General features: G+C 39.2%; 18 protein-coding genes and 1 other annotated feature. Of the genes, 11 read left to right on the top strand and 7 right to left on the bottom strand.

The annotated features are described in order from the left end of the window. Positions 1-3 precede the first annotated feature (3 nt). Positions 4-219, top strand: a binding site (T-box leader). 39 nt (positions 220-258) lie between these two features. Beyond that, on the top strand, positions 259-1953 hold the full coding sequence (gene argS / locus AC3EBE_RS09850; RefSeq protein ID WP_488594852.1) for an arginine--tRNA ligase: 1695 nt from the start codon (positions 259-261) through the stop codon (positions 1951-1953). A gap of 47 nt (positions 1954-2000) precedes the next feature. On the opposite strand, the gene AC3EBE_RS09845 is transcribed toward argS, so the two are convergent. Further along, complete coding sequence (locus AC3EBE_RS09845) at positions 2001-2297, bottom strand: HesB/YadR/YfhF family protein (RefSeq protein ID WP_488594851.1); 297 nt, start codon at positions 2295-2297, stop codon at positions 2001-2003. Positions 2298-2463: 166 nt separating this feature from the next. Beyond that, on the bottom strand, positions 2464-3618 hold the full coding sequence (locus AC3EBE_RS09840; RefSeq protein ID WP_488594915.1) for a TIGR04053 family radical SAM/SPASM domain-containing protein: 1155 nt from the start codon (positions 3616-3618) through the stop codon (positions 2464-2466). Between the two features lie 179 nt (positions 3619-3797). Between AC3EBE_RS09840 and AC3EBE_RS09835 the strand changes: the two genes are divergently transcribed. The 7 genes from AC3EBE_RS09835 (at position 3798) to AC3EBE_RS09805 (ending at position 7520) form a co-directional block, all read left to right on the top strand. Continuing rightward, positions 3798-4262: a hypothetical protein gene (locus AC3EBE_RS09835; RefSeq protein ID WP_488594850.1), complete on the top strand. Its 465-nt coding sequence runs from the start codon at positions 3798-3800 to the stop codon at positions 4260-4262. A gap of 114 nt (positions 4263-4376) precedes the next feature. Beyond that, positions 4377-4580 carry a DUF1657 domain-containing protein gene (locus tag AC3EBE_RS09830; RefSeq protein ID WP_488594849.1) on the top strand — a complete coding sequence of 68 codons (204 nt, stop codon included), beginning with the start codon at positions 4377-4379 and terminating at the stop codon, positions 4578-4580. A gap of 15 nt (positions 4581-4595) precedes the next feature. Further along, positions 4596-4841, top strand: coding sequence for a DUF1657 domain-containing protein (locus AC3EBE_RS09825; protein WP_488594848.1), 246 nt, complete (start codon positions 4596-4598; stop codon positions 4839-4841). Positions 4842-4858: 17 nt separating this feature from the next. Then, positions 4859-5716 (top strand): DUF421 domain-containing protein, encoded by an 858-nt coding sequence (locus AC3EBE_RS09820; RefSeq protein ID WP_488594847.1) that lies wholly within the window; start codon positions 4859-4861, stop codon positions 5714-5716. Between the two features lie 105 nt (positions 5717-5821). Then, on the top strand, positions 5822-6253 hold the full coding sequence (locus tag AC3EBE_RS09815) for a hypothetical protein (protein ID WP_488594846.1): 432 nt from the start codon (positions 5822-5824) through the stop codon (positions 6251-6253). A gap of 504 nt (positions 6254-6757) precedes the next feature. Then, positions 6758-7114, top strand: coding sequence for an STAS domain-containing protein (locus tag AC3EBE_RS09810; protein ID WP_488594845.1), 357 nt, complete (start codon positions 6758-6760; stop codon positions 7112-7114). Between the two features lie 4 nt (positions 7115-7118). Then, positions 7119-7520, top strand: coding sequence for an anti-sigma regulatory factor (locus AC3EBE_RS09805; RefSeq protein WP_488594844.1), 402 nt, complete (start codon positions 7119-7121; stop codon positions 7518-7520). Between the two features lie 472 nt (positions 7521-7992). Here the strand turns inward: AC3EBE_RS09805 and AC3EBE_RS09800 are convergent, their stop codons facing one another. Continuing rightward, positions 7993-8127, bottom strand: coding sequence for a BA3454 family stress response protein (locus tag AC3EBE_RS09800; protein ID WP_488594843.1), 135 nt, complete (start codon positions 8125-8127; stop codon positions 7993-7995). A gap of 204 nt (positions 8128-8331) precedes the next feature. Here AC3EBE_RS09800 and AC3EBE_RS09795 point away from each other — a divergent pair, with 204 nt between their 5' ends. Together AC3EBE_RS09795 and AC3EBE_RS09790 are read left to right on the top strand one after the other, a co-directional pair. Next, the gene (locus AC3EBE_RS09795; RefSeq protein ID WP_488594842.1) at positions 8332-8481 is read left to right on the top strand and encodes a hypothetical protein; all 150 of its coding nucleotides are present in this window, start codon (positions 8332-8334) and stop codon (positions 8479-8481) included. A gap of 228 nt (positions 8482-8709) precedes the next feature. Further along, positions 8710-9312: a hypothetical protein gene (locus AC3EBE_RS09790; protein WP_488594841.1), complete on the top strand. Its 603-nt coding sequence runs from the start codon at positions 8710-8712 to the stop codon at positions 9310-9312. Between the two features lie 39 nt (positions 9313-9351). Here AC3EBE_RS09790 and AC3EBE_RS09785 read toward each other — a convergent pair whose 3' ends face one another. From AC3EBE_RS09785 to AC3EBE_RS09775, 3 genes are all read right to left on the bottom strand, one after another. Beyond that, positions 9352-10251: an ABC transporter permease subunit gene (locus AC3EBE_RS09785; protein ID WP_488594840.1), complete on the bottom strand. Its 900-nt coding sequence runs from the start codon at positions 10249-10251 to the stop codon at positions 9352-9354. After that, complete coding sequence (locus AC3EBE_RS09780; RefSeq protein ID WP_488594839.1) at positions 10248-11201, bottom strand: ABC transporter permease subunit; 954 nt, start codon at positions 11199-11201, stop codon at positions 10248-10250. Before AC3EBE_RS09780 ends, AC3EBE_RS09785 begins: the two co-directional genes overlap by 4 nt. A gap of 99 nt (positions 11202-11300) precedes the next feature. Further along, positions 11301-11753: a hypothetical protein gene (locus tag AC3EBE_RS09775; protein ID WP_488594838.1), complete on the bottom strand. Its 453-nt coding sequence runs from the start codon at positions 11751-11753 to the stop codon at positions 11301-11303. 475 nt (positions 11754-12228) lie between these two features. Here AC3EBE_RS09775 and AC3EBE_RS09770 point away from each other — a divergent pair, with 475 nt between their 5' ends. After that, the gene (locus AC3EBE_RS09770; RefSeq protein WP_488594837.1) at positions 12229-12687 is read left to right on the top strand and encodes an STAS domain-containing protein; all 459 of its coding nucleotides are present in this window, start codon (positions 12229-12231) and stop codon (positions 12685-12687) included. 47 nt (positions 12688-12734) lie between these two features. On the opposite strand, the gene AC3EBE_RS09765 is transcribed toward AC3EBE_RS09770, so the two are convergent. Continuing rightward, positions 12735-13160 carry a CBS domain-containing protein gene (locus AC3EBE_RS09765; RefSeq protein ID WP_488594836.1) on the bottom strand — a complete coding sequence of 142 codons (426 nt, stop codon included), beginning with the start codon at positions 13158-13160 and terminating at the stop codon, positions 12735-12737. Between the last annotated feature and the right edge of the window lie 63 nt (positions 13161-13223).

Below are 13223 nucleotides of genomic sequence, written 5' to 3'. Positions count from 1 at the left end.
AATATTCAATCGATGAAAAAGAGAGTAGTTATTCAATGTCTTTGTTAGCGAGCCGGGGAGAGTGGAAGCCTGGCAGGACGGGATAATGAAGCGCACTTTTGAGATGCATTCCTGAAGTCAGTAGGGAATGCCGGAATGATGGTTCCGTTATCAAAGCAAGCAGGTTCCTGATTAGGAACAATTAGAGTGGTACCGCGGGATTAGACTCTCGTCTCTTTTTAGAGACGGGAGTTTTTTATTTTCAGAGGGGGAATGGACATGAATTATAAACAGCAATACGCAGCGAGGATTGCTGCTGGTCTAGATGAAATACAGTCCGCTGCAGAAATTGAGCAGCTTATAGAAAAACCTAAATATCTGCACCAGGGAGATTTAGCCTTTCCGTGTTTTCAACTGGCAAGAATGAAGAAAAAACACCCTGCAAAAATAGCTGAACAACTCAGCAGTAAACTTTCGGCCGATGACTCGATTTTTTCAAAAGTGGAGCCAGTAGGTGGTTATGTTAACGTATTTCTGAATAAACCTGCAGTAACCTATGAGGTTCTTTCGGCTATTTGCAAAAGGAAGAATCAATATGGGTATCAAAATATCGGCGAGAATGCCAATATAACGATAGATATGTCATCTCCGAATATCGCCAAGCCTTTTTCAATGGGACATCTCCGTTCAACAGTGATCGGAAATTCAATTGCCCTTATCTTGGAAAAAACCGGTTGGAAACCAGTGAGGATTAATCATTTGGGTGATTGGGGAACTCAATTTGGCAAACTGATAACAGCATTTAAGCATTGGGGAAGCGAGGAAGCGGTTAAAAATAACCCAATTGCCGAATTGCTTGCACTTTATATAAAGTTCCATCGGGAGGCGCAGCAAAAACCTGAGCTTGAGCAGGAGGGGCGGGACTGGTTCAAAAGGCTTGAGGATGGAAATCATGAAGCAATAGAACTATGGAAATGGTTCAGGGAAGAATCACTGAAAGAATTCACGAGAATCTATGAACTTCTGGGCATCGAATTTGATTCCTTCGCTGGAGAAGCATTTTATAATGATAAGATGGATGCTATCGTTCAAATCCTTGAAGAAAAAAGCCTTTTGCAAGAGTCCGAGGGAGCCCGAGTTGTCATGCTGAGTGAAAGTGATTTACCCCCTTGTCTGATAAAAAAATCAGATGGAGCCACATTGTATGCAACTAGAGATCTGGCAGCAGCGAAGTACAGATACGACAACTACCAGTTTGCCAAATCAGTTTATGTTGTAGGAAATGAACAAAGCCTTCATTTTAAACAACTGAAGTCTGTACTGGTTAAAATGGAATATGAATGGGCTGAAAACATCATTCATATTCCTTTTGGGATGATTCTCAAGGATGGTAAGAAAATGTCTACTCGGAAAGGAAAACTAGTCCTTCTCGAAGATGTCCTGAATGAATCGATTCAATTGGCACTTAAAAATATCGATGCAAAAAACCCGGGTTCAAGGAACAAGGAAGAAGCAGCCCAAATGGTTGGTACTGGTGCGATCATTTTTCATGACCTCAAAAATTTCCGGATGAATGATATTGAGTTTTCCCTTGATGATATGCTAAAGGCCGAAGGAGAAACAGGTCCATATGTTCAGTATACAAATGCACGTGCCAATTCCATTCTTCGGAAAGCTGGGAATGAGGTTTCTGATACCTACTTTACAGGAAGCTGTGAAGCTGAGTGGCCTGTCATAACCCAGCTGCTAGAGTTTCCCGGCATCATCAAAAGGGCAGCTGAGTACTATGATCCCTCATTAATAGCAAAATATATCATCACACTATCACAAGCTTTCAATAAGTATTATGGCGAAGTCCGGATTCTCGAGGAAAATCCTGAAAAAGAAATGCGCCTGGCATTGGTTTTTTCGGTGAATATTGTGCTTGAGGAAGGACTTAGACTGCTTGGGATCAGAGCACCGAAGGAAATGTAAATAGAAACGAGCCTCTTTTTTTGAGGCTCGCTGCTTTTTTTAAAATATTATTGAGTTTCACGATAGGAAGCGAAAATTTCCTGGTTCATCTCACTGAATTTTATTTCAACGTCTGTTTCATCAAAAAACCAAGAGTCGTTTGACTCAACAAAAAAGGTAATTCCGTCAATTTCCTGCTGCTGTACTGCAAGAGCAGGGGTTTCAAGTGCAAATGCCAGACTGTAGCCTTTATTTTTGTCCCCGAATCCTGCGTATTGTGGATAAAGGCGGATGAAAAACGGCTTAGGAGAATCAAATTCCTTTTCAAACCATTTAAATGCGTTTTGTTCAATCGAGATTGTCATAATTGCACCATCCTTTCGTTAATTATATTTTAAAACGAAGGACGGTCACAGCTCCGTGCTTTATATCACAGTAAACAACAATGTCATGAATATGTCAAAATTAGAATCAGACTCTTCATTCACCGAGAACAAATTAAATGCTAACTCAAAAATATGCCCACTTAATTTATTTGACTGTTTCTTTTTTCCTCAAAGCTTCAGGTATATATACGCAAAAGGGTTCGCTGTCCAAATAATCACCTGTCACGGCATAAGTCCGCGACCGTGAGCCTCCGCAAACATAGCGATATTCACAAACACCACATTTACCTTTATAGTTGTCGGGATTTCTAAGCTCTTTAAAAATAATTGATTCCCTATAGATATCAGCAAGGTTCTGTTCCCTGACGTTCCCGCAGACAAGAGGGAGCAGGCCGGATGGCATCACATCCCCAGTATGCGATATAAATACAAACCCGTTACCATCATTTACACCCATAGGGGCCCGTTTAAGTCCATCTATTTGTGATGCCATATCCTTCGTCAAAGTATCCTGATAATGAATCGTCGTTCCGGCAATTTTGTGTTGCCGGTTTTTTTGCTGATAGACAACCCTTCGGTAATGCTGAGCAGCTGTTGTCTTAATATCGAAAGGAGCAGTCTTGCTTAGCTCATACAGCCAACGAAATACCTTTTCATGCTGTGCAGGCGTCAAACATGCATCGAGCTGGCCTCGTCCAGTTGGGACTAGGAAAAATATGTACCACATCACAACTTTCATTTCCTTCATCAGTTCGGCCATTTCTTCCAAGTAATCATAATTATATCTAGATATGACCGTATTCAGTTGAAGCGGCATATTTAATTCATTTAGATATTTAACCTTTTCGATCGTCAACTCGAAAGAACCTGGAGTTCCGCGAAAATGATCGTGGATTTCCGGTCGCGGGCCATCAAGGCTAAAGGCCCAGCGGGATAAACCTACAGCTTTGGCACGCTGCATTTTTTCCTTTGTAACGTTAGCGGTTGCACTTGGTGTCATTGAAACCCTCATTCCTTTTTTCACTGCATATTCAGCCAGGTCGAAAAGATCTTGCCTCATCATGCAGTCACCGCCTGTAAATACCAGTATCGGATTGTCCATGTCAAAAATCTGGTCAATCAGTTCAAAGCCTTCTTCTGTTGTCAGCTCAAAAGGGTCAGGTTTATTCTGGGCGTCTGCTCTGCAATGAATACATTGCAGCTGGCATGCTCTTGTAACTTCCCAAATCACGATATAAGGATTTTTATTGTAATCAGCGAAAAGTGGTTGCCCATTGTTCATTACACTTTGATTGATCATAATATCACCATGCTTTTTTGAGTACATTATAATTCCCCAGCGAAAATCTGCATGTAAGAAAAGTTACATTGCAAAGTTTGTAAGACACACAATAAGTTTTCAATGAATTTTGAAACTTTCCCCATTCTTGAACCGTCTACTTATTGGTATGTAATCATGAAGGTTCAGGGGGCGGAGAAGTGGAAAAACCCGTATGGTGGATCACATTAATCTTAATGTCACTATTATGTTTCTTGAGCTGGTCAGCCTACACTAACTACACGCCCAGACCTTATATCCTGAAGCTTGAAAAAGCACATGACAGGACGGTTCTAGAAGCAGATACATATTCACTTGAAAAATGGGGCCGGTCAGCGAAGGCTTCATCTTATACTGATCCGATAGAAATGGTAAAAAACGATAAACCGATTCTGATGAAATCCACTGATTATTTAAAACTAAGCTTTGAAAATAACCCTGTTTCGGTGAGATGCTATTTATGGGATATGAAAACTGGTTCTCTTGCGTATAAAAGCCTTGCAGGGTCTGTTCTCAACTTTTCGGAAATTGACATCCTGGCAGGGGATTACGCGATGGAAATACATGCAAAGTGGGAAAATGGATATGGACTTTATAATACAAGGGTCATTGTTAATGAAAAATAGCCATTGGCATTCCTGCCAATGGCTTTTTATTTTACAAAGTAAATCGAGTAATAATCCGGTGAAAAACAGCAATACTAAAATAGTACCAAATTTTCTTGAAAGAAGGGAATCAATTTGACAGTAGGAGCACAGGTAAAACAAACAATTGCAGGATTAAAAAGTGCACAGGCAAGCTTTGAGACCTTCGCGCTTGGTACAGAAAACCAACAGGCAAAACAACTTTACCAGCAAGCTGCGGCTCAAACGCAGTCGATTATTGACAGTATCCAGCCAAGGCTTCAGCAAATTGAGCAGGAAGAACCGCAATATAAATCCTAAAAACAGGGAGGGCTGGTGCAGCCAGCCCTTTTCCTGTACCTAAGAGGTGAACCAGAGATGACTGTTGCAGCGAATGTAAATCAATGCTTATCCACCATTAAAGGCATCGAAGCCCAGCTTTCATCACTAGCATTAAATTCAACTGTAGAGGAAGCCAGCAGAGTATTTCATGAAACAATGCTGGTGATGGAAGAAATTAAAAAAGACTTAGAAGCACGAAAAAACCAGCTGGAAGTAGAGGAGCCTCAATATAAAGGGTAGCTTAGGAGTGAATTTTCATGTCTGAATGGACGCAAATTATTATCCGGTCTTTTTTATTTGTTGTAACCTTGTTCGCAATCACAAAGATTGGCGGAAAAAAACAGCTTTCAGAGCTTTCATTTTTTGAATATGTTGCTGGCATCACTATAGGAAGTATTGCCGGAGAGGTAATTATGGGACTTGACGGCAATATGTTCCATGGCGTGTTAGCAATCGCCATCTTTGGAGCATTTACTTATTTTGTTGATGTCGCTTCCATTAAAAGTAAAGCTTTTCGAGATGCGGTAGAGGGGAAAGCAACCGTCTTGATTAAAGATGGGAAGGTCCTTGAAGAAAATATGAAAAAGGAAAAATATACAATCGATGAGCTAAATTCATTATTGCGCCAAAAGAATGTCTTTAAAACAGCTGATGTTGAATTTGCAGTTCTTGAGCCGAAAGGTGATTTAAGTGTCTTGCTAAAAAAAGAACTTCAGCCTTTAACGCCCAAAGATCTCAACATTGCAGTCGCACCGGAAAAAGAAAGTCAAACTGTCATAATGGATGGAAAAGTGTTGCATGATTCTTTGACTTCAGCAGGAAAAAATCGTGGTTGGCTTGATATTGAACTGGCGAACCTTGGTGTGACTCTCGATAACGTTTTCATTGGACAAATTGATTCTTATGGCGTTTTAACCATCGATACATATGATGATCAGCTTCAAGTCCCGTCACCCCAGCCAAGAAAACTGCTTCTGGCTATGCTGAATAAGTGCCAGGCAGATTTGGAGCTCTTTTCACTCGAAACCGATTCAGAAGAGGCTAAAGAAATGTACAAAAAGAACGCTGAAAAATTACAGGCTGCAATTGACATTGTAAAGCCTTATTTAATCTGACAAAACACAATGACAATGATTTCCGGAATATTGGCCCCAAAGAATCCAATAATAAATATGGAGGGTAGTTATTATATCCTCTAATCTAAACGGGGGTGCTGCCGAATGAATCGATCCGCATGGATTTCAACTTTGATGAAATCAAATGTTCCTCAAAACCTTATGAAAACTTTCGGATATAGAAGGAAAAGCAACCGAAGCATGCGCTATTCGTTAATGGGTGTTGCAGTCAGTGCTGCAGCTGCCTATTTATTCAGGAACCGAATGGGCGGGATGAGGCAGCTTTTTCAAAATACCAATATGGATACAGGTATCAATAGGCAAGTATCTGCAGGTTTGACGGAATTTGCGAGAGAGCTGACAGGCGGAATGAAAAATCAAGCCTCCTCTACTAATGGAACTGGCTATCACTCAACAACCTCTACTAATCCGGAGAGCAGTGAGATCATTAGCCAAATTGCCTCCACAGCCAATGAAACGGGTAATGGCCAGCAGATGGACCAATTAGCCAATAAGCTGATTCAAAAAAATGTATAAAAAAATAAGTCCGCTTTAGCGGGCTTATTTTTTTGATTGTCCAGAAGATTTTGGTTCCTTTTTCACACTTTAAACTTAAACGCAAATATTAGAGCAGAATTTAAAAAATATTTCAAAAAATATTACATCAAAAGAAAGCTATAGAAAAAAGGCCCATGAGACCATGTATTTGCATGGGTTTTAGGCTCTTTTATCTTTGACCTGTGTAAACCTCGGTATTTATGAGCAAGGACCACTTTTTAACCCATACCCATTTTAAAGCCGCGCATACCTCCTCGAAGGAGGTTTGTTTGTTTTTTTAAACTGATATTTTATTCTCTTCCTTATATTACCTAAATATTATGTCTCACGAGTTTAAATTTGAAACAATGCTGGATTTTAGCGTATAATCCAATTAAAACTTATTTGCTAACGTGCAAGTATGGAAAAATCATTCAAGATCGATTCAGTCTATTTGTACATAGTGGATTTCGGTGAGTTTAATGATTTGGAGGCATAGGTAAAGTGAGAATTCCTATATTAAAATTAAAGGATTATTTGTTAGTTTCTATACAGGTTGAATTAGATGACCAGACAGTTTTGACGTTCCAGGAGGATTTGCTAAATAAGATAAAAGACACGAGTGCAAAAGGGGTTGTGATTGATCTTACTTCTGTAGATATGATTGACTCCTTCATTGCCAAAGTGTTAGGGGATGTCATAGTAATGACAAGTCTAATGGGCACTAAGGCTGTTCTGACAGGTATACAGCCTGCTGTTGCAATTACCTTGATCGAACTTGGCATAACATTGGACAATGTCCATACTGCCCTGGATCTTGAACAAGGAATTACGATATTAAGCCAATTGTTAGAGGGTTAGCCATATGACAGAACCAATTTTAATAAGTATAAATAATGAATTCGATATAGTGCTCGCCCGGCAAAAGGGGAGAGAAGTTTCAAAAGAACTCCAGTTTGGCGGAGTGGATCAGGCAAGAATTACAACTGCTATTTCCGAGCTCGCAAGAAATATATACCTGTATGCGGGAAGCGGACAAATAACCATCAATGTGCTTGAAGAGAATGGACGAAGAGGAATCCAGATAACGGCAGCAGATGATGGACCCGGAATAAATGATATTCGCATGGTGCTTCAGGATGGATTTTCAACTTCGGGAGGTCTGGGAGCTGGTCTTCCCGGTGTAAAAAGATTAATGGATACATTTGACATTGATTCAATGCCGGGTTCAGGGACAAGGATTACCATTACTAAATGGGCAAGGTAATCTTTAAATCATTTAAAAAAATTAGAGAACATGTTCCATCTGGTCCGACTATAAAACAGGATATTTCTCTAATTTTCCCCGGTCTATATTTTTGAAATGTACCGAGTAGAATGCAATTCAGCTCATTTGAAATCTAGCTGAGGGCAGCCAAAGCCTAATTAAATTGGTTTCTCACAAGGACACTCCCAAACGGACCAAGTCACGAGGCTGCCGGCCGCAGGCATCTTCATTTTAGCTGTAAAAGATTTGCCTGCGGCCATTCGCCAACAATCTGCGAACAATTTTAAATTTAATATTGACTAAATAAGATGTACACAGTGCAATACCAGATGCACACAACTCAAATTATTTGAAAAATCCCCTCGTCATAGCCCACAATCAAATCTTAATTTTAACCATGTTCATTTATATCGCGCAATTTTATCCATCAAAAAAGGATGTTCAGCTCTCGCAGAACATCCTCTTTTCATATCTATATTGTCCATTGCTTTAAGACTTGCTCTCGTGCTAACTTCATTACTTCTTCCTCAGAAGTGTCACGATGTGCAATCACATTTGTTAAATAATTTTTTCCCTTATAATCCACTGTTACTGTAATTTCTCTCATCTGACATTTTCCTTTCTGTATTTGAATCACATGATGTATGAAAATTTACCATAATATACATTACCAACCTTGTTGACTCCCTAAACCTGTGTACAGGCAGGCTTCTAGAAATTTAATTTCTTTAAAAGCTTGTTTTTAAATCTGTGTTTGTCAGTGGATTTATAGGGAAAAGAAAATTAAACTTTAAATTTGGAGGGGAGCATTATGCAACAGGATAATAACAATCAGCAGGATCTGGTCAAATATGAAAAAGAAAAAATGAATCAGCAAAACAAAGTTGATGAATTCAAGGATCAAGGCAGGGTACCCGATCAGCAAAATCGGTTAAAGGATACAGAAAACCTGCGTAAGTAAAAGAACAGCATTGATATATAATCCGACTGCTTTATCCGAAAGCTGTTACCTTGGGTACTGACTTTGCCAAAGAGCCATACAACATCGTATAAACCACTGTTTTAACAGAAAAGAATGTCAAACCACTTCACCGCGAAGTGGTTTTTTTACAAAATTAAAGAGGGAAATTTTTACTTTTTGTTGAATATATAAGTGTATTAGAGAGATAAAGAAAAAGGGGATTCCGAAATGAGAGAACAAAATAGCGACAGAGCCGGAAGTTTATTGATTACAGCTGCCATCATTCTTATCTTTGCAGCTGTTCCAATTGGCATCTTTCTGGTTACTTTCATTCATCAATCATTTTATTTAAAAAAAACACATTGGTTTTTTGACAGCCCAGTCTCAAGCTACATAACTATGGTCGCCATGCTTTTGACCATTCCTGTTTTATTAATTTTCGTCGCCATCTATCTATTCAAATCTTATGCATCAAAAAAGAGGGCAATCATTACAGGTGTTCTTTCCTTATTTATTGTGGCGGTAACGGCAGCAGGCGGCTTCCTGTCCCTTGATAATTACTATTATATGGACCGCAGTGGCCTGTATTATGATGAACTCTGGAAAATTAATAAAACAGCCTATTCGTGGGACAATATCACTGAAATAAAACAAATCAATAAAAAAGATGGCGGAACACTTGTCCCTGAAAAGATGATATTCACTTATGGATCTAATGTCATTGAATTGCCCTTAACACCTAAACTGCGTAATGAAATTGAACCGGTGATTGGGTATATCGAAAATACAAAAGGTTTAAAGCTTATTTATGAAGAGCGGACTGTAGAATAAAAAGAAAACCTTTCATATTATGATGAAAGGTTTTCTTTATTAGTTTACACTCATTCGATACTTTCTTTTGAAAAACCTTTTCAGTCCTTCTGCCAGTAGGAAAAAAGTGAGGATCATCACTGAAATGAACAATACGGTAAAGTAGGGAATCCAGGTGCTGACCCAAATATCTGTCAAAATTCCTTGCAGCAGCACTGGATATGATATAGAAGTAGTGATATTCTCATAGCCTCCATTTAATGTTGACACGAATTTTCTGCTGACAAAGATCTGGATGACTCCTAATTGTGCCATCAAAAACATCACTCTGCCCATATCAGCCGCAAAGGAAGTAAGGATAAGGGGGCGAAGGTGAGGCCAATAATGGCGACCTATCATCGTAAACTTGCTTGTTCCGGAGGTTTGTGCCGCTTCTGCAAATTCTTTCAAAGAAAGTTCAGCTAATTGGCTGCGAATCAATTCAGCAACACGCCCCACTTCGATAACCGCTAAAATTATCACGTACCAAAGAAACAAATTCTTTGAAAAATAGATGAAGGGGATGCCAAAAACTAGTGCTACCAGAAATATTGGCGGTATGAAGGATAAAAAATAATTCCAGCTATCGAGTAACCATCTAAAAAACTTAATATTTGCAGCAGCTGCGCCAAGAGGCAAGGCAAGCAAGTATCTTAAACCTGCTATCAAGAACACCAGAATTAATGTTTCTCTTGTCCCAATAACGAGTAAACTTAGCAGGTCACGGCCCCACTTGTCACTCCCAAGCCAGTTTTCAGAGGAAGGCGGGTAAGGAGGGATTGACAAGTGACCAGATGCATCCTTTCGCATAACTTCTTCCTTTAAGGATGAATCAATAAAGGGAAGAGACGGTCCTGCAAAAGCGAAGATTAAATAAACAGTGAACAAGATGATTCCAATGATTAAAGGTATATTTCTCATAATTTATCTCCAATGTCATAGGGTGTTGATTTATAAACAGCGATCAAGCATATAAGATGGACAATCAGAATCACGCCGGTGAAAATCAATGTATATGCCACTGCCAGCGTTGGCATTCCAAGGTTCCGGTCACTTCCTACTGCAAAAACAGGGCCTAGGTAAATTGTTTTAAGATAGAAATAACCGGCCCCTTGATAATCTGCAAATCGCTCGATGATAAACAAGTTGGACAATATATACAGGACAATTGTATTAAAGTGGCGGATCAGCTGTATTCTTATATTCGCTAGTACATGACGATAAATTATAACTCTCTCCTTAATCCCCTTGGATCTTGCTGTACGGATATAATCTCTTCCTATTTCCTCTTCTAATGCAGCAGATGTAATTGCCGCCGTATAAAATATTGGATAGACCATCAGGTAGACAATCTGCATCAAAGCATTGTCTTTGTCGTCGCTGCCAAATAAATCAATATGTGGCATTAAACCTTTGTAATATAAGTCCATCAGGATGATTTGAAGAGTGATGACAATGAAAAAATCGGGCAGCGAAAGGAAAAACCATGTAGTCCCCTTACCAAATCCACCCCATTTACTTCCACCTAATCGGTGGTCCCAAATACCCTTCAGAATACCGAGAACATACCCGATCAGTAAAGCGGGGATAACAGTCTTGGCGCTTCTTTGAAGGGTCATGGTCAAAATCTCACTAACTGTATAATCCAGAGAATAATCTCCCAGAGACTTATTTTCTAAAGCATCTCTAAAAAAAAAGGCGACTTCATTTAAATGATCATTGAATGAATATTGGTATTCAGCATCGATAAAAACACCAGATGAGGTGCTATCATAGCTGACATCTCTCGGGATAAAGATTATGAAGATTATGAACAGAGATGCAATGGCCCAGGTTATGATACTTTTTATTATTCCTTTAACTAATTCCACAAATATTCCATCCCCTTGTTACTATTTGACTATATTAAAATACTCCTAGCAGGGAAGGAATTCCTTTATTTTTTACAAAAAAGGAAAAATCCAGACAAATTATCGTCTGGATTCTCTAAAAAAGTATTGAAAACCGTATGCTAAAATCGCAAAAGAATATATTGTACTGAAAAAGTATAAAGGCTGAAGCTTTTCCAGCCTATAGATATTCATCTTCCTAAAGATAGCACTAACTGGATAGGCGAGGATAAAATCCATAACAAGGTTCACCCCAAGATACTGCCATATATTGCCGTAGGCAAGCTTGAACACCCAAAGGTTCGCAGCAAAAAAAGGACCGAAGGTGAAGGAAAGGTCATTTAAAAGCTTTGTGCCAAGGCCGCCAGTTACTTTCCACAGCCTGTAAGGTTTTGATAATAACAATAGAATTGACACCATTGCGGTAACAAACAGGGTAACCGGAAGGAATCGTTTGAAGGCACGCCGTGGATACAGAAGCAGCGATGCCCATGAAAACACTACCATCAAAAGCCTGAAAATATTATGCAGCATGCGGTCTCCTTTCAAATAGTAGGCAACTTAGAAATTTATGTATTTTAACGGTGCATGTGCATAGTTTCTCCACATTTGTAAAATATAATAACGTACCAGAAAGTTTTTCTTTGTTTTTAGAATAAATGTATGCTAAATTTAACCACACACAACTTTTGTCCTATTAAGGAGAAATGTGCCATGATAAATGAAGAAGAAAAACTCATATTCCTAAAAGAACTCGGCCGGTTAATCGAAGATTACAATAAATGCTGCGATGATCAGTATCAGGAACAAATTTATGAAGATATTATGCATTTGATCAGTGTGATTAACTAGTGCTGAAAAGGGAAAGTAATCATTTGTGAATAAGTGCATCGTAGAACTGCTTTATGACTTGAAGCAGTTTTTGTCTTTTTTATATACATAAACCAATCCCTAAGGGTAATATATTAATTGTTAAATGAATTTGTTAGGTTTAGGAGGCAGGGAGTCCTTGGAGAAGGAAAGAATAAAAGAACTGGAACAACAAATAAAGGAATACGAAACAATACTATCAGAAATGTCTGCACCCATCATCCCTTCCATTGTCCCGGAAACCATCCTTGTTCCAATTACCGGACTTATCAGAGCTGAGCGTTTTGATAAAATACGGCATAAGTTGTTGAACTATATCTATAATAAGGAAATCGAAACTGCGATTATTGACCTTACAGATATAACCGGGGAACGGGTAGAGGGTATATGCCTGGAGGAAATCGGCAGGGAACTTCATGAAACTTCTTCATCAATGGCATTAATGGGGGTAAGAACTTTTTACGTCGGCATGAATGCAGAGCTTGTAAAGAGAATCGTACGTGATGGAATCATCCTCGAGGCACAAGCATTTTCCACCTTCCAATCCGCACTGAAATTTCTCATGAAGGAAAAGGGACTTGAGTTCCGTCAAGCATAAAATAAACAAAACCGCTGATCCATGTTATTCAGCGGTTTTGTTTTTACTTATTTATTTGGCTCTGATGGGGTAGAAATTTCTTCTAAAGCTTCTCCTGCCTCATCGTCAAGTTTTTCTGTTACGGCTAAATCGCCTAATGAGACTATACCAATCAATTTCCCATCTTCAACGATTGGCAAACGGCGGATTTGAACATCCGCCATCAGGTCTGCTGCTTCCTGGGCGGACATGTGGATGGTTCCACGGACAGGATCCTTTGTCATTACTTCTGATACCGGGGTATCCAGAGAAACGTTTTGTGCAACAGCTTTTATGACAATATCCCTGTCTGTCGCAAGACCTGTCAGCTGTCCGTCCTGACAAATCGGTATTACGCCCACATCTAAATCCTTCATTTTCGCAGCCACTTCATGTATTGTAGCTTCCGGTGTGCAATATTCAACATCTTTAGTCATCACTTTTTCTATATTCATAATGAATTCCTCCTCAATTTATTACATTTGGAAAATACCCGTTGCCCCAATGAGCGAAACTGT

This window comes from Mesobacillus sp. (genome assembly GCF_057785455.1).
This window is presented reverse-complemented; position numbering and strand designations above follow the sequence as displayed.